We start from the raw sequence: 15,826 nt of genomic DNA, 5'->3' as shown, positions 1-15,826 counted from the left end.
AGATTGGGGAGGGATACCTATGACGACGGCACAGAAAATCGGCATATGGGGCTGCCTGATCGTGGGCATCATCATGATCGTCGGCACTTACCTGGGCTTCGGCACCGAAGAGCCAATGCGCTACACTGGCGGTGTGAGCCTCTTGATGTTCAGCTTTGCCTTCTGGTTGTTCAAAAAGAACGCCGACATGATGAAGGACATCGGCAAGGACGACAAACAGGATGAAAAATCCGATGGCTAGACCAATCCCCAAAGACGCGGAAGACAAGGTTGGCGGTATCGCCAAACGCTCCGAATTACGCTCCGTTGCTATCTGGGCCTTCATCCTGGGTGGTGTATTTGGTTTTGCGCTTGGCGCCACCTTCTTCAGCAAGGGCGGTGGCAGCATCTATTTCATGCTGGGGGCGGCTGTGATTGGCGCGCTCTGGTACCTGGCGTCTGGGCGCCGGTGGAAGAAAAACAAGGAATAAGGGACCCGTTTTATGTTCAGTAAGATCCTGATTGCCAATAGGGGTGAAATTGCATGCCGCGTGATCAAGACCGCACGGCGCATGGGCATCAAGACGGTTGCCGTATATTCCGACGCTGACGCCGACGCGCTGCATGTGGAAATGGCGGATGAGGCCGTGCATATCGGCCCACCGGCGGCGGCGGAAAGCTACCTGCTGGCTGACAAGATCCTGCAGGCCGCCAAGGACACAGGCGCTGAAGCGATCCACCCTGGCTACGGTTTCCTGTCAGAGCGCGCGAGCTTCGTGGAAGCGGTGCAGAAGGCGGGCATTGCCTTTATCGGGCCGGACCCGAAGGCCATCGACGCCATGGGCGACAAGATCACATCAAAGAAACTGGCGGCGGAAGCCGGCGTTTCCACCGTGCCGGGCCATATGGGCATCATCAAGGACGCCGAAGAGGCCGCCAAAATCTCTGCCGAGATCGGTTATCCCGTGATGCTGAAGGCGTCCGCGGGCGGTGGCGGCAAGGGCATGCGCATCGCCTATAATGACGAAGAAGCCAAGGAAGGCTTTATTTCCGCCCAGAATGAGGCGCGCACATCCTTCGCCGATGACCGGGTATTTATCGAGAAGTTCGTTGAAGAGCCCCGCCATATCGAAATTCAGGTGCTGGGCGACAAGCACGGCAACGTGATTTACCTGGGCGAGCGCGAATGTTCGATCCAGCGCCGTCACCAGAAAGTGGTTGAAGAAGCGCCAAGCCCGTTCCTTGACGAAGCAACCCGCAAAGCCATGGGCGAGCAGGCCGTGGCACTGTCGAAAGCTGTGGATTATTGCAGTGCCGGTACGGTTGAGTTCATTGTGGACAAGCACAAGAACTTCTATTTCCTTGAAATGAACACCCGCCTGCAGGTGGAACACCCTGTGACCGAGCAGGTCACGGGCGTGGACCTTGTGGAGCAGATGCTGCGCGTTGCGAACGGCGAAAAATTGGCGCTCACGCAGGACGATGTGAAGCTGACCGGTTGGTCCATCGAGACGCGCGTCTATGCGGAAGACCCCTTCCGTGGCTTCCTGCCGTCCATTGGCCGTCTGACGCGCTATGTGCGCCCGTCCGAGGATGAGGCCGTGCGTGTTGACACTGGCGTTTATGAAGGCGCTGAAATCTCCATGTTCTACGACCCGATGATCGCCAAGCTGATCACCACGGGCAAAACGCGGGATGAGGCCATCGCGGCCCAGCGCCGGGCGCTGGACGAATATTATATTCGCGGTATCGCCCACAATATCCCGTTCCTTGCGGCCCTGATGGCGCACCCGCGCTTCCAGTCCGGCGACATGACCACAAATTTCATCGCCGAAGAATATCCTGACGGCTTTGAAGGCGGCGTGCTGCGGGACGAAGTGAAGGAAGCCATGATTGCGGCGGCCACCTTTATCAACGCGGTTGAAAAATCCCGCGAGACGCAGATTGATGGCCAGATTTCAGAGCCACACGGCCCGCAGGAGCGCCCTTGGGTGATCTCCATCAACGGCGACAGCGTCACCACTGGTATCCTGCCGCTCGAAGATCATGCAGAAGTCATCATCGGCAAGAAGCACATTGAGATCACAAGTGACTGGATGCCTGGCCAGCCGGTGTTCCATGCCACGATTGACGATGTCGATTACGCCATGGAAATCGACCGCCTGCCGCTTGGCGTGAGGCTGACGTGCGATGGTGTGTCGATGGATATCCGTATCCAGACCGAACGTGCCGCAGAGCTTTACAAGCTGATGCCAGAGAAGGTGGAGCTGGACACATCCAAGTTCCTGTTGTGCCCGATGCCGGGCCTTGTGGTGTCCCTCAATGTGGCTGAAGGCGATGAGGTGAAGGCCGGTCAGGCGCTCGCAGTTGTTGAAGCCATGAAAATGGAAAACATCCTGCGCGCCGAAAAAGACGGCGTCGTGAAGGCCGTGAACGCCGAAGCGGGCGACAGCCTTGCGGTTGATGCCGTGATCCTTGAGTTCGAATAGGGTGGCGGGCGAAACACACACGACTGATGCAATTCTTGAAAGGCTGGTGGCATTTGACACCACCAGCCGCCTATCCAATCTTGAGCTAATCAGTTACATTCAAAGTTACTTGCAAGACTTTGAAATAGAATCTGAAATTCAGCTAAATGAGGAAGGCTCAAAAGCCAATATCATCGCCACCATCGGGCCCAATGTGCCGGGCGGTGTTGTGCTTTCCGGCCACACGGATGTGGTGCCGGTGGACGGACAGGACTGGACGACTGAGCCGTTCAAGCTGACCGAAAAAGACGGCAAGCTACATGCGCGCGGCAGCGCTGACATGAAGGGCTTTATCGCCAGCGCATTGGCGGCGGTTCCGGCTTTCAAGGCGGCAGAACTGAAACGCCCAATCCATTTCGCTTTCACTTATGATGAAGAGGTCGGCTGTCTGGGGATCCAGTCGCTTCTACCTTTGATGAAGGATCATATTGCCGCGCCGCGCCTGGTGGTGGTGGGCGAGCCCACAAGCATGCAGGTGGCGAACGCCCACAAGGGCCAGTATGTGTCGAAAACCCGCATCTGGGGCAGGGAAGCGCATTCAAGCAGGCCCGAGGACGGTATCAACGCGGTGGCTGTGGCGGCGGAACTGATCACTTTTATCGGCAGCCTGGGCGCCAAGGCGCGCATTCACGGGCCCCATGACGAAAGTTTTGACCCCACCTACACCAGTTTCAATGTGGGGCCGATATCCGGCGGCAGCGCCTTCAATATCATCCCCAATTATTGCGAGTTCGATTGGGAGTTCCGCGCGGTGCCCACAGCAGACCCTGCGGCGATCCTCAAGGAATATACCGATTTCCTTGATAATGTGATCAACCCGCACCTTCAGGCCAGCTTCCCCGAATGCCGGGCCGAAAACACCGTGTGGGCCTATCTGCCGCCCCTCAAGGCTGAGCCGGGCTCAGACGCGGAGACGCTAGCGCTTGCGCTCGCGGGCCGCAACGACACCACCGTGGTGGCCTTTGGCACCGAAGCCGGGCATATCCAAAGCATCGATTTCCCGGCCGTGGTATGCGGCCCCGGCGATATTGCCCAGGCCCACAAGCCGGATGAATTTATCGACAAAAGCCAGCTTGACGCCTGCGACGCTTTCATGAAGCGTCTGGCTGAAGTAATGGGCAGCTGAGAGGTCCTGCATGTCTGACGCTACCAAATGGATCGCAGTGCGCGCCCGCATCTATGGCAAGGTACAGGGCGTGTGGTATCGCGGCTGGACAGAAGAGGAAGCCCGGCGCCTTGGCCTTCACGGCTGGGTCAGGAACCGGCTGGACGGTACGGTAGAAGCGCTTTTCTACGGCCATGCAGAAGATGTGAACCTGATGCTGGAGATGTGCCTGAACGGGCCGCCGGCGGCTGATGTGGACCGTGTGGAGAAAGAACCGGCGCAGGGCATGGTGCGGCTCCGGTTCGAGATCAAACCGACGGTCTAGTCCTTTGCAGGCTAAATCTGGAAAACCGGATGGCTTTCCTCGGGTCGCTCGCCCGTTTCGACTTCGCCGCTTTCGGTCGGCTGGGCTTCATACGGCTGCTTGGCCTTGGGGCCTTCGGGCGCTTCCTGGTACTGGAGCGTCATCGGGCGGGCCTCAATGCCGAAAATGTCGTCGAACACTTCCCTGAGCACCACATCCAGGTCATCCATGGTGATCGGCAGGCCAAGGTCTGCCATCGACGTCACGCCGTGTTCGGAAATGCCGCAGGGCACGATGCCCTCGAAATGGCTGAGGTCAGGTTCCACATTGATGGCGATGCCGTGATAAGTCACCCACTGGCGCACGCGTACGCCGATGGCGGCAACCTTGTCTTCGCGTCCGCCCCCACGCTCAACCCAAACGCCCACGCGGCCCTTGCGGCGCTCTGCCGTCACGCCGAACTTGGCCAGCGACTGGATGATCACTTCCTCAAGCCCATAGATGAACTGGCGCACGTCCTTGCCGCGCTTCTTCAGGTCCAGAAGGAAGTAGACCACGCGCTGGCCCGGGCCATGATAGGTATATTGCCCGCCGCGGCCCGCGTCATAGACGGGGAAGCGGTCCGGGTCTACCAGATCGGCAGGGTCGGCACTGGTGCCGGCGGTATAAAGCGGCGGGTGTTCCAGGCACCAGACCATCTCAGCCGCCTCGCCCGCACGAATCGCACGCACACGCTCTTCCATCTCTTCAAGCGCATCGGGGTAGGCGACAAGCTCGTCGCTGATTCGCCACTCAAGGGGAAACTGGTCTGCCATGGCCAAAAACTCACAAAATACCTAAACCTTGGGCGTTACATACCGCTTTTGCGCGTGTGAGCCAAGAAAGTTTCCTGTGAGGCGGGCCATGACGGTGCTTGAAGTGTGCTGATCTTTTGGGTTAATCATTTGATAAGGATGCCGTGGCAAGCTGGCCCCAGCGTTTTCCAGACGAGGAAATGATGAATTATCAGGCTGTTAACAGGGTTACCGTTGAAATCACCGTCGTGCTCGGGCGTACCCACATGCCTATTCGCCAGCTTTTGAAGATGGGCCGGGGTGCGGTGATCGACCTGGACGCCAAGCATGAAGACGAATGCTGGGTATACGCCAACAATGAGCTGATCGCGCGCGGCGAGATCATGATCGTGGGCGAAAAGATCGGTGTGTCCATCACGCGGATGATGAGCCAGCTTCAGGTTTAGGCTCCCCAGCCGCCTGTGACCGTCAGGAAAACCGGGCTTTTTCAGATAGTTTCAAAATCATGTCATTTTCCGCTTGCGGGGCAGGGGCTTCCTTGATAGATAAGCGCCCGACCTCGCGGCCGTGGCGGAATTGGTAGACGCGCAGCGTTGAGGTCGCTGTGGGGTAACACCCGTGGAAGTTCGAGTCTTCTCGGCCGCACCAATGAAAGCCCGTAGGGAACGCCCTGCGGGTTTTCTTTTTATTGCGGCGCGCATCTTTTCTCCACCTTTCGCTGGAAACCTTTGGGGCTTTCTTTTATCACTTAAGAATGAATAGCGGCACCAGTTGGGGGTGCGCCAAAAAACCAACATTATTTCGAGCAAATCAGGGGAGGCATACATGGCTGAAAAGGAAAAAAATCCAGATCTGCCCGAAGATGATGTGCTGACCATGCCACCCGAAGGCGAGCCGCCCCACGACGAGGAAGAGCAGGCTAAGGAAGAGCTGGACGAAGGGCCCGAACTTGAAGTTCACCAGGACAAGGAATTTATCCAGCAGGTCCTGAGCGCGGTTAAGGAAAACAACCAGGACCAGGCTGTCGATCTGGTTGAAGACCTGCACGCCGCAGACATCGCCGACCTTCTTGAGGTTATGTCGTCGCCGCAGCGTGTTGGCTTCATCGAGCTACTTGGCGAACGGCTGGACCCTGACGTGCTTATCGAGGTTGAGGGCGCGGCCCAGGACGACCTCTATGAGCATATGCCCAACGAGCAGATCGCCGACGCGGTCACCGAGCTCGAGACCGATGACGCCGTTTACGTTCTTGGTGAACTGGACGATGAGGACCGGGAAGAGGTTCTGCGCTCGCTGGCAGCTGACGACCGGGTGGCGATCGAGGAAAGCCTGAGCTATCCGGAAGAATCCGCCGGCCGTCTGATGAGCCGCGACCTGGTGGCGGTGCCCCAGTTCTGGACAGTGGGTCAGACCATCGACTATCTGCGTTCTGAGAACGAGGATATCCCGGACGATTTCTATGACATCTTCGTGGTTGATCCGTCGCACAAGCCTGTGGGGACAGTGCCGCTGTCTCGCGTGATGCGCACCCACCGCCCTGTGACCATCGGCGAGATCATGGATGATGACCCAACGCTTGTGGATGTCACGGCCGACCAGGAAGAAGTGGCCTACCAGTTCAGCAAATACCACCTGATTTCCGCCGGTGTGGTGGACCAGAGCCAGCGGCTGGTCGGTGTGGTCACGGTTGACGACGTGGTCGAAGTGATCGGCGACGAGGCCCAGGAAGATATCCTGGCCCTTGCCGGTGTGTCTGAAGAATCCGGCGTAAACGAGAACTTCCTTGAAGTAACGAAAGACCGCTTTACCTGGCTTTTCGTGAACCTTGGTACCGCGATCCTGGCGTCTGTGGTCATCGGGCTTTTCGACGCCACGATCGAACAGATGGTGGCGCTGGCGGTTCTGATGCCCATTGTGGCCTCCATGGGAGGGAACGCAGGCACCCAGACAATGACCGTTGCCGTGCGCGCAATCGCCACCAAGGACCTCAGCTCAACCAACGCCCTCCGCGTGGTGAACCGGGAACTCGCAGCCGCAGCCGTCAATGGCTTCGCGCTGGCTGTCTTTTCCGGTCTGGTGGCCTGGATCTGGTTCGGCAATGCCGGTTTGGGGCTCTTGTTCGCGATCGCCATGTTGGTCAATATGGTTGTCGCGGGGCTCAGCGGTGTGCTTGTGCCCCTTGGGCTCAATAAGGCGGGCGCTGATCCTGCCATCGCCTCCAGCGTGTTCGTGACCACGATCACTGATGTGGTGGGCTTTTTCGCATTCCTGGGGCTGGCCGCCCTGTTTCTGCTCTAGGACGCTTTGCACATGGACAAAGGCCTCGTTTTGCTGGTGGATGATGAGCCTGTCGTCCTGCGAATTCAGGCCGCCGCCGTCCAGCAATTCGGTTTTGAAACCCTGATCGCGGAAACCGTTGAAGAGGCGATCGCCACCACCCGTGCGCACCGGCCGTCCCTGATTATCAGCGACGTTCAGATGCCGGGCGAAGGCGGGTTCGACTTTGTCGATTCCCTGGAAAAGCAGGGCCTGAAGAATATGCCGGTGATTTACCTGACAGGGTATGACGATATTGACATCATCCGCGGCGGCCTGCGGGCCGGCGGCGATGATTTTGTCATCAAGGGCGGGTCGGTGGAGCGGCTGAGGAACCGGATTGCCTTCTGGATGGTTAGCGGCTTCCAGGAGCTGCCATCAGACCTGAGGCGCCGCGCGCTGGTGGACGCCAACGCCATGAAAGGCGATGCCTTTACCCATGTGGAAGACCATATCAAGGTAGACGACGCCATCACCGAACGGGTCAGCGCGCGCATCGCGGAAGAAGTGGCGACTGTGCCGAAGGATTACGGCATGCGGCTTGTGGAACGTGTTTGTTTCCTGGGGCGTTTGTCAAAAATCATTATCGAGGAAAGCCACACCTTCGGCCACTATCTGCGCTTTCCGGACTATATGATTGGCGCTGTGAACCGCGTCAATCCGCCCTGGAAGCGGGAACTGTGGCCGCTTCTCAAGCGTTTCGAAGACTGGTCGTGCGACACGCGCTTTGTGCTTTCCGGCATGGAGCCCCTGAAGCCGTTCCAGCAATATGAATGGTATACCGACGGGCTGTAGGGCCGCAGCGCCGTCATCTGGTTCAAAAGGAAAGTCATGTTTAAAAAATCGATCCTTGCAGCATCTGTTGCACTTGGTTTCAGCGGCATTTTCGGTGCTGCTTGCGCCGGTGACGCGCCTGACCTGGGCGTCATCTCCAAAATCCGGGATGAAGGTTTCAACCATTCGCAGGTGATGAAAACGCTCAGGCATCTCACGGACCGCATCGGGCCGCGCCTGACGGGCACACCTGCCATGATGCAGGCCAATGAGTGGACGCGGGATCAGTTGACGGAATGGGGGCTGGAGAACGCGCACCTTGAAGGGTTTGAGTTCGGGCCTGGCTGGACGTGGGAAAGCGTGGACGTGCGCATGACAGCGCCGCGAACAGACCAGCTTCATGCGCTTCCGATCAGCTGGTATCCGGGCACCGAGGGCCCGGTGACGGGGGATGTGATTTTTGCGCCGATGAAATCGAAGGCCGATTTTGAGAAATACAAGGGTAAGCTCAAGGGCAAGATTGTTCTTGTGGATGCGGTATCGCCCTACAAGGATCCGACCGAGATGAACGCGGAAGACCGCCGCCGTGCCAACGAGCCGATCCGCCGCTATACGGAAGAAGAGCTTGAGAATATCAGCACCTATGACGTCCCTGAAGGCCACCCGGGGGAAGATGGCTGGACTGATTATAAAAGCTGGGGCTATTACCTGACGGATTTCCTGGAAGAAGAGGGGGCAGTTGCCGTGGTGCGCCGCTCGCCGCGCCGCAACATGCTGATTGGAGCCACCGGCTATCAGTATCTGCAAGGTCATCTGCCCGGGCTGCCGGGTGTGCGCATGGCGTCAGAGCATTATGACCGCGCCGTTCGCCTGCTGAAGGATGATCAGGCCGTGAGCATGAGCCTGGATGTGAAGGCCACCTATTACACGGACGATATGCAGTCCTATTCCACACTGGCGGAAATCCCGGGCCGGGGCCGCAACCCTGAAGTTGTGATGCTGGGCGCCCACCTTGACAGCTGGTTCATGGGTGACGGTGCGGTGGACAATGGCGCGGGTGTGGCGGTGACCATGGAAGCTGTGCGTATTCTGAAAGCCATTGGGTTCCAGCCCAAACGCACCATCCGGATCGGGCTTTGGGGCGGCGAGGAGCAGGGCTATTACGGTTCGTACCAATATGTGAAGAACCATCTGGCGACGCGCCCGGAAAGCGATGATGAAAAGCTGAAATATATGGAACCCTATGCCAAGGAATTCGGCATGTTCCCGATTGCCAAGAAGCCGGACTATGAGCGTTTTTCAGCCTATTTCAACCTGGATAACGGCTCGGGCAAAATCCGCGGTATCTACGCCGAAGGCAATGCTGCCGCCGCCGCCATTTTCACTGAGTGGCTGGAGCCTTTCCATGATCTGGGCGCGGACACCGTTACCATGAACGACACAGGCGGCACGGACCATGAGGTGTTTGATGACATTGGCCTGCCGGGCTTCCAGTTCATTCAGGACCCGCTGGATTACGGTAGCCGCCTGCACCACAGCACAGTCGATACCTATGACCATGCGTTTGAAAAGGACCTGAAGCAGGCAGCCGTGATCATGGCCAGCTTTGTCTATAACGCCGCGATGCGCGAGGAGCGCTTCCCGCGCGAGCCGGAGCCCCGCGAGCGCGAAAAGGACAAGAAAGACGATGACGCCGAGGTCGCTCAGGACTAGGCGCTTCAATCAAGGAAAAAAGGCCCGAAGGTTGCACAGCCTTCGGGCCTTTTCTGTATCTGGCTCAGTGGCGCAGGATGCGCGAGTTCACCCAGCCCTTATCCCTTAGCCTCCAGTCGCTCCAGCAGCTGTTGCAGGACGACATCTTCCTTGGTTGGGGCAATCGGCGAAGGAATTTCCCAGTCCGGCGTGACGCCGTCTGATTCCCGTGTGCCAGAGGGGCGGATGATATGGGCTTTTGGGAAGCCAACGGAAATCCCGGTCGCGGGCAGGGTGAAGCTTTCCATCGCGCCATAGGTTGTTGCCATGTCGGAGGTTTTTTCCCCAACAATGGTTGCAAAGCCATAGTCCTGCGCCATGGCCGCCATCGTCACGGCATTGGAAAAGGAGTGCCGATTGACAAGGATATAGACCTGGCCTTCAAAGCGTTCGCCCTTGCGCGGCTCAGCATAGTCTATATCGAAGTCGAACAGCTCTCCGCGCGGCGTTTCGGCATACATGCGTGCATAGCGGCCTGATATTCCTTCCTTGGCTGCCGGATTGGCATCCAGCCGTGCCTGGTTCGACGCTGCTGCTTCATCGCTCGAACGGACCAGGAAGGCCGAACAGAAGCGAAAAGGCCTGTCTGCAAACCACGCCAGGATCGGGTCGCTGAAGGAATTGTCCCCGCCCGGGTTTTCCCGTAGGTCGATAATCAGCTGGCGGGCGCCTTCTTTGATGAAGGTCTCGAACGCATCGTCTGTGAAGGTAAGAAAGGCGCTGTTGTCCCAGACAGCTGCGGGGTTTTCAAAGTTGTAGAATGGACCGGGCCGCAGGTAGGCCGTTTGGGCTGTGAGCATTTTCGCTGTCCGCTCCGCGCCGTTAAGTGCAAATCGGGCTGGTTGATTATCCGCCGCAAGTGTCTGTTCTTGCCGCGTCGTGGCCTTCACCTGAACATCCAGGATGTTGCCGTCTTGTGCTTTTAATGTCAGGTCAAAATAGGGCCTTTCCCCCAATTCAAGCCACAAATACTGTGGAAGGGCGAATTCAAGAATTGAGTGGGCGATATAGTCGGTGTCGGCAGAGATATGTGCGGCTGTCCTTGCCAGCCAGTTGGCGATTGGTTCGCCGTTCAGGGCCAGGATCTCATCGCCTGAGCGGATGTCCGCATTGCCGGAATAGTTTTCCCCAACATAAACATGGTCGCCAGCGATCCGGGGGTAGATGGGGAAACTCCGGCCGCCCTTGTCCCGGAAATCGCGATATACGTCTTCCGGGAATTCGATCCTGGCGTGTGCGACATTGCCATATGCAACAAACTTCTGGAAGGCGACCCGTACTTCGAACAAGCTGAGCGGACGGTTGAATGATGTGAGCATCTCTTGATAGCGGGCGTCATAGGCGGCTTTGGTGCGGTGGGCATAAAGGTCGACGTGCGCACGCTTGAGGCCAGCATATAGGGCCTCAAAATCGCTGCGGATTACTTCCACTGGAATGGTAGGGTTATTCTCCTTTGGCTCTGCCTGTGCCCATGGTGCTGTCCAAAGGACAAGCAGAACGGCCAACCCTCTCGCTATCAGTCTTCTCGCTATCGGTAACTTCTTCGTATTCATTTTATTCTCCACATGGAAACTCGATGCATCGGTCATGCGGGCAATCTCGAACCGTGTCCATGTGGGGCGGCTCCTTTATTCCTGACGAAAGCCTGACAACATTGAAATTCCTGCTGTTTTTGGAATTTGTCTCCGCTACTATCCGCTTCATGAGCATGAAGAATATGAAGCAAATACCGCAGCAAGTGCCCTTCAAAGTGGGCGACTGGACTGTCCATCCTGACACTGGCCGGCTTGTGCGGGGCGATGAAACAGTATCGCTTGAACCCAAGGTTATGGGCTTGTTGTTGTTGCTAGCGGTGGCGAACGGTGCGGTCCTATCGCGCAGGGAGATAGAGGAACGCCTGTGGGCAGGCGTGGTGGTTGGCGAGGATACTGTTGCCCGCACAGTGTCCCGCCTTAGGGCTGCGCTGGGCGATTCCGCCAAAGACCCGGCCTATATCGAGACACTGCCGCGCCGCGGATACCGCCTATTGTTGCCGGTAACGGCAGGTGTCAGCGCGAAGCCCAGCCCAAAGATACCCGTCCTGCTGGCTGTTGTTGGGCTTGCGACCGTTGTCGCCCTGGCCCTTTTCATTGTGCTGAAGCCCAGAGAGGCGGAGCCTTCGAAGGCCGCGGCACTGACAGCGCGGGCAAATGATCTCTATATGCAGTTCACGCAACAGGACAATGAAACAGCCATCGCGCTTTATGAAAAGGCATTGGCCCTGGACACAGACCTGGCGGCGGCACAGGCCGGGCTTGCCAATGCGTTGGTGCAGCGTGTCATCAGGTGGCCAAGCACGCCTTTCGCCACAGGGGCCAGCAGCGTGCAGGAGGCGCTTTCGCGTGACATGCACCAGTCGGATTCGGCCATGAGGATACTTGCACGGGCGACAGCCCTGGCCGAAAGGGCAGTAAGGCTGACCCCAAGGGACGCCGACGCCCTGAAGGCGTTGGGGTTGGTCTATGCGATGCAGAACCGTATCGACCTTGCCGAAGAGATTTATCTGCGCGCCATCGAGGTTGATGAAACCGCCTGGGAGTCGATGGTCAATCTGAGCGAGATATACGACATCAAGGGCGATCAGCAGCAGAGCGTCCTGATGCTGGAGGCCGCATTTGAGACCATGGGTCAGGTTTACGACCAGGAACCGCAACGGGTCGGCCCTTGGCAAGCGGCGATTGGTGCTCTTATAGGCAAGAAAAAAGAGGACGCCGGCAGGCTGGAAGAAGCCGAGCTATGGTATCGGCGCACGCTTGAAATCGCGCCCTATGAACCTGAGGCGACCAAGCACCTTGCCGCGATCCTGAGGCAGGCTGGAGACGAGGCTCAGGCCGAGCAGCTGTGTTCTGTATTGGTCGAAAAACTTGGCCCGGAACATGGGTGTGAAGACGCGCCGGTCGCCCGGTAGCCTCAAAGCTAAAAGGTGCTGTGCGCAAGGGTGAGGCTTCAGCGGGCCTCTATCGCCATATTGTCCAACAGGCGCACACTGCCGATGCGGGCGACCGCCAACACGCGTGCAGGTGTGGTGATTTTATCAATAATTTCCAATGAGTTGGCGTCAACTATTGAGACATAATCTACGGCCTTGAAACCCGCTTCTAGCAGCTTGTCACTGGCGGCTTGTTCCGCAGTGCGCAAGTCCGCGCCGGCTGAGACATCTGCGACCAGTTCCTTCAAAATCACATTGAATTTTCCTGCGATCGCCCGCTCTTCAGCGTTCAGATAAGCATTGCGGGAGGAGGCCGCGAGGCCGTCGCTTTCCCGGATCAGCGCGCCGCCCATGATCTCCACCGGGATATCAAGGTCTGCGACAAAGCGGCGGATCACCGCCAGCTGCTGATAGTCCTTCTCGCCAAAGATGGCCACGTCCGGCAGGCACTGCAGCAACAGTTTTGTCACCACCGTGGCGACGCCGTCAAAATGGCCGGGCCGGGACGCGCCTTCGAAGCGGTCTGTCAGGCCCGCTACGGTTACGGTGGAGGCGTGCCCGGTGCGGTACATTTCAGCGCCGTTTGGGGCAAACACAAGGCTTGCGGGTGTATCGGCCAGCTTTTTCCGGTCTTCAGCTTCGGTGCGGGGGTAGGCGTCAAAATCCTCGCCTTCACCGAACTGGGTCGGGTTCACAAAAATGGAGACAACGATCCGGTCCACTTTCTCGGCTATCGCGTTCACAAGCGACAGGTGCCCGTGGTGCAGGGCGCCCATGGTGGGCACCAGGCCAACGCGCAGGCCTTCACGCTTCCAGGCATGCACCTGCGCACGCAGGTCTTCAACGGTTCGTACGGCAGGAACAGAAGCGGTCATAAGGCTATCCGGAAATGGGTTGTTCAAGAGTTCTGGGCCACGAGGCGGGCGTCGTCAAGGCCGTCCAGATCGTTATAGTTGATGATCGACAGAATGTCGCTGACATACTCAGCACCGCGTTCTGAATAGCGCACCAGCGCTGGAGCGAGCGCAGCACCCGTGATGCCGATATTCAGTTCCCTCAGTTCCGCGCGGCGACGGCGCAGGTCTTCATAACTTGCATGCCGGTTCAGGTTGGTCATATAGCTTCGAACGCTATCCAGAAGATATTCGAAGCTCTTGATCTTATGGGTTTTTCCCTCATCCCGGTTTTCGGGCAGAAGGCCATCGGCATCGCCCCATACCCATTCACCAAACAGGGCATTTCCGGCCTGCGCGAACCGGCTGGTGCCCCAGCCCGATTCCATCGCAGCCTGCGCCAAAGCGAGCGACGGCGGGATCACATCCACCTTATAGAGCAGGAAATCGATATCCTTGGTGCGGAAGTCCTGCTTGCGCTTCAGGCGGTAGGTCTTGGCCATCTGGCGCAGCCATTTTTTCTCGGCGCGCTTGAGCGGCTGCTGATTCTCAAACTTTTGCCTGAGCGCCAAAAGACGCCCGCGGTCAGCCAGGATCAGCTCGTTGGCGCGCAGCACAATCGGCAGCAGCGTTGAGGTGAACAGGCGCTTCTTGCGATTGGCGTCGTTCACCTCTGGCAGGTCTTCCGGCAGGCGGGTCAGGAATACTCGAGGGACGGCCTCAACGGCATGCAGTTCCTTCTTGAGGAGCCGCGCGAGCTTAGGCGTCATTTTGATTTTCTTGGGTGGTGGCGTGTGGGCCAGGTAATTGGGCTGGTCCGCAACAAAGGCGTCCGTGCGGCTGATCGCAAGCATGTGGCGCGCAAGCAGAATTGGGCCGACAATCATGACGGCCACAAGCACCAATATTCCAGCAATGTTACGCGCGCTTAAGGGCACTTTGTACTTTTCTCCCTGCGGATAATTTACCAATATCTAGCTAATAAGTGTAGGTGCAAATCGCAAGATCGTCTAATGATAAGGCGTCAGATGCGTGACATGCATGACACAGTCAGTATTGCGTAAGGGAGAGGGCCAAGTGCCGGATAACAAGGCAAACCCAGAGACTGCGGGCAATGGCACCGGTGAGATGGGCCGACCGTATCTCATTGTTTTAGGAAACGAAAAAGGCGGATCGGGCAAATCCACAACCGCCATGCATATTGTTGTATCGCTGCTGCGTGAAGGCCGCCGCGTTGGCACCATTGATCTGGATGCCCGGCAAAAAAGCCTGACGCGCTATATCGAAAACCGCCGGGCTTACGCTGAAAAGAAGGGCCTTGATCTGCCGCATCCGACCGAACTGGTGGTGCCCAAGTCCGAACTGCGGTCCGCAGACGAGGCTGAGGCGGATGAAAAGCAGCGCTTTGAGGAAGCCTATCTCAATCTGGCCGACAAGGTGGATGTGGTTGTGATCGATTGCCCTGGCAGTGACACATTCCTGTCGCGCCTGGCGCATACGGCCGCAGACACGCTGGTAACGCCAGTGAATGACAGTTTCGTGGACCTTGATCTGCTCGCACGGGTGAATGCCTCAAGCCACAAGGTGGAAGGCCCAAGCCTTTATGCCGAAATGGTCTGGAAAGCGCGCCAGCGGCGCGCCATGGCCGACGGCAGTTCCATCGACTGGGTGGTGCTGAGAAACCGTGTGGGCGCCCTGCATGCCAAGAACAAGGAGCGGGTTGAGCGCGTGCTTAATGAATTGACGAAGCGTATCGGAATCCGCCATGTGCCGGGGCTTGGCGAACGGGTGATTTACCGCGAACTGTTCCTGCGCGGCCTGACGCTGATGGACCTCAAGGAAGCAGGCGGGCTGGACGGCAAGGGCCTTTCCATGTCGCATGTGGCAGCGCGGCAGGAAGTCCGCAAGCTGATGGACGCCCTCAATCTGCCTTTCCGCAAGACTGAGGAGGCCTGAGCCCTGTGATTGCCTGGTTGGTCATCGGTCTGATCCTTGCCTTTTCCTTGCTGGTTCTTCTGAACTGGTGGGCAAACGCTGATGTAGAGACGGCGAAACGGTCGCTTTTCTGGGCCATCGTGGGCCTGTGCGCGCTGTTTGGTGTTGTGATGCTGGCAGCAGGCAAAGGCTTTTTGGCCGTCATTCCCGCAGGATTTGCAGCCTGGCGCATGTTCGGCACCAAGGCGTCTGAACGCCTGAAGAGCAAGAGCGAAGGTCGCGCCCGGTCGTCCGGTGGGATGACCCGTCAGGAAGCGCTGGACGTCCTTGGGCTTGAAGACGGCGCCAGTGAACAGGAAATTAACCAAGCTTACCGTAAGCTGATGGCGCAGTGCCACCCGGACAAAGGCGGAAACGACTATCTGGCTGGCAAGCTGAATGAGGCGAAACAGACGCTTTTAGGGCGGTGAGGCGCGAT

General features: G+C 58.1%; 15 protein-coding genes, 1 tRNA gene and 1 pseudogene. 13 read left to right on the top strand and 4 right to left on the bottom strand.

All coding sequences use genetic code 11. The features are described 5' to 3' along the window. The first annotated feature begins 19 nt into the window (after positions 1-19). The 5 genes from KORM41_RS03550 to KORM41_RS03530 are packed head-to-tail and all read left to right on the top strand — an operon-like array spanning position 20 to position 3,937. Positions 20-241, top strand: a complete 222-nt coding sequence (locus tag KORM41_RS03550) for a hypothetical protein (protein WP_068144590.1) — start codon at positions 20-22, stop codon at positions 239-241. Further along, positions 234-470: a hypothetical protein gene (locus KORM41_RS03545; RefSeq protein ID WP_068144587.1), complete on the top strand. Its 237-nt coding sequence runs from the start codon at positions 234-236 to the stop codon at positions 468-470. Before KORM41_RS03550 ends, KORM41_RS03545 begins: the two co-directional genes overlap by 8 nt. A 12-nt stretch (positions 471-482) precedes the next feature. Continuing rightward, positions 483-2,468 carry an acetyl-CoA carboxylase biotin carboxylase subunit gene (gene accC, locus KORM41_RS03540; protein WP_068144584.1) on the top strand — a complete coding sequence of 662 codons (1,986 nt, stop codon included), beginning with the start codon at positions 483-485 and terminating at the stop codon, positions 2,466-2,468. Position 2,469: 1 nt separating this feature from the next. Next, positions 2,470-3,633, top strand: coding sequence for an acetylornithine deacetylase (gene argE, locus KORM41_RS03535; protein WP_068144582.1), 1,164 nt, complete (start codon positions 2,470-2,472; stop codon positions 3,631-3,633). Between the two features lie 10 nt (positions 3,634-3,643). Continuing rightward, positions 3,644-3,937: an acylphosphatase gene (locus KORM41_RS03530; protein ID WP_068144581.1), complete on the top strand. Its 294-nt coding sequence runs from the start codon at positions 3,644-3,646 to the stop codon at positions 3,935-3,937. Positions 3,938-4,095: 158 nt separating this feature from the next. On the opposite strand, the pseudogene lipB reads toward KORM41_RS03530, so the two are convergent. Next, a pseudogene (lipB, locus tag KORM41_RS03525) lies at positions 4,096-4,731 on the bottom strand (lipoyl(octanoyl) transferase LipB); the annotation flags it as partial. A gap of 182 nt (positions 4,732-4,913) precedes the next feature. On the opposite strand from lipB, the gene KORM41_RS03520 reads away from it, so the two are divergent. The 5 genes from KORM41_RS03520 to KORM41_RS03500 all read left to right on the top strand — a co-directional run bounded on the left by KORM41_RS03520 (position 4,914) and on the right by KORM41_RS03500 (position 9,513). Next, positions 4,914-5,156 (top strand): FliM/FliN family flagellar motor switch protein, encoded by a 243-nt coding sequence (locus KORM41_RS03520; protein ID WP_068144577.1) that lies wholly within the window; start codon positions 4,914-4,916, stop codon positions 5,154-5,156. A gap of 115 nt (positions 5,157-5,271) precedes the next feature. Further along, positions 5,272-5,358, top strand: a tRNA-Leu gene (locus KORM41_RS03515). Between the two features lie 177 nt (positions 5,359-5,535). Next, positions 5,536-7,008, top strand: coding sequence for a magnesium transporter (gene mgtE, locus KORM41_RS03510; RefSeq protein ID WP_068144575.1), 1,473 nt, complete (start codon positions 5,536-5,538; stop codon positions 7,006-7,008). Between the two features lie 12 nt (positions 7,009-7,020). Beyond that, entirely contained in the window at positions 7,021-7,821 is an 801-nt protein-coding gene (locus tag KORM41_RS03505; RefSeq protein WP_068144571.1) for a response regulator, read from the top strand. 36 nt (positions 7,822-7,857) lie between these two features. Then, the gene (locus KORM41_RS03500; protein ID WP_068144568.1) at positions 7,858-9,513 is read left to right on the top strand and encodes a M20/M25/M40 family metallo-hydrolase; all 1,656 of its coding nucleotides are present in this window, start codon (positions 7,858-7,860) and stop codon (positions 9,511-9,513) included. Between the two features lie 98 nt (positions 9,514-9,611). Here the strand turns inward: KORM41_RS03500 and KORM41_RS03495 are convergent, their stop codons facing one another. Then, positions 9,612-10,982 carry a S41 family peptidase gene (locus tag KORM41_RS03495; RefSeq protein WP_068144565.1) on the bottom strand — a complete coding sequence of 457 codons (1,371 nt, stop codon included), beginning with the start codon at positions 10,980-10,982 and terminating at the stop codon, positions 9,612-9,614. Positions 10,983-11,164: 182 nt separating this feature from the next. Between KORM41_RS03495 and KORM41_RS21685 the strand changes: the two genes are divergently transcribed. Then, the gene (locus KORM41_RS21685) at positions 11,165-12,499 is read left to right on the top strand and encodes a winged helix-turn-helix domain-containing protein (protein WP_068144560.1); all 1,335 of its coding nucleotides are present in this window, start codon (positions 11,165-11,167) and stop codon (positions 12,497-12,499) included. A 38-nt stretch (positions 12,500-12,537) separates the two neighbouring features. On the opposite strand, the gene panC is transcribed toward KORM41_RS21685, so the two are convergent. Together panC and KORM41_RS03480 are read right to left on the bottom strand one after the other, a co-directional pair. Then, positions 12,538-13,395, bottom strand: coding sequence for a pantoate--beta-alanine ligase (panC, locus tag KORM41_RS03485; RefSeq protein WP_068144762.1), 858 nt, complete (start codon positions 13,393-13,395; stop codon positions 12,538-12,540). 23 nt (positions 13,396-13,418) lie between these two features. Continuing rightward, entirely contained in the window at positions 13,419-14,351 is a 933-nt protein-coding gene (locus tag KORM41_RS03480; protein WP_156431878.1) for a glucosaminidase domain-containing protein, read from the bottom strand. 139 nt (positions 14,352-14,490) lie between these two features. On the opposite strand from KORM41_RS03480, the gene KORM41_RS03475 reads away from it, so the two are divergent. Beyond that, positions 14,491-15,369, top strand: coding sequence for a division plane positioning ATPase MipZ (locus KORM41_RS03475; RefSeq protein WP_156431877.1), 879 nt, complete (start codon positions 14,491-14,493; stop codon positions 15,367-15,369). Positions 15,370-15,374: 5 nt separating this feature from the next. Beyond that, on the top strand, positions 15,375-15,818 hold the full coding sequence (locus KORM41_RS03470) for a DnaJ domain-containing protein (protein WP_068144554.1): 444 nt from the start codon (positions 15,375-15,377) through the stop codon (positions 15,816-15,818). Positions 15,819-15,826: the final 8 nt, after the last annotated feature.

The organism is Kordiimonas lipolytica (genome assembly GCF_001550065.1).
This window is presented reverse-complemented; position numbering and strand designations above follow the sequence as displayed.

Excerpts from the sequence above, each read along its gene's own strand:
- KORM41_RS03550 (WP_068144590.1), top strand. The coding sequence starts at position 20 with ATGACGACGGCACAGAAAATCGGCATATGGGGCTGCCTGATCGTGGGC.
- KORM41_RS03545 (WP_068144587.1), top strand. The coding sequence starts at position 234 with ATGGCTAGACCAATCCCCAAAGACGCGGAAGACAAGGTTGGCGGTATC.
- accC (WP_068144584.1), top strand. The coding sequence starts at position 483 with ATGTTCAGTAAGATCCTGATTGCCAATAGGGGTGAAATTGCATGCCGC.
- KORM41_RS03530 (WP_068144581.1), top strand. The coding sequence starts at position 3,644 with ATGTCTGACGCTACCAAATGGATCGCAGTGCGCGCCCGCATCTATGGC.
- KORM41_RS03520 (WP_068144577.1), top strand. The coding sequence starts at position 4,914 with ATGAATTATCAGGCTGTTAACAGGGTTACCGTTGAAATCACCGTCGTG.
- mgtE (WP_068144575.1), top strand. The coding sequence starts at position 5,536 with ATGGCTGAAAAGGAAAAAAATCCAGATCTGCCCGAAGATGATGTGCTG.
- KORM41_RS03505 (WP_068144571.1), top strand. The coding sequence starts at position 7,021 with ATGGACAAAGGCCTCGTTTTGCTGGTGGATGATGAGCCTGTCGTCCTG.
- KORM41_RS03500 (WP_068144568.1), top strand. The coding sequence starts at position 7,858 with ATGTTTAAAAAATCGATCCTTGCAGCATCTGTTGCACTTGGTTTCAGC.
- KORM41_RS21685 (WP_068144560.1), top strand. The coding sequence starts at position 11,165 with ATGTGGGGCGGCTCCTTTATTCCTGACGAAAGCCTGACAACATTGAAA.
- panC (WP_068144762.1), bottom strand. The coding sequence starts at position 13,395 with ATGACCGCTTCTGTTCCTGCCGTACGAACCGTTGAAGACCTGCGTGCG.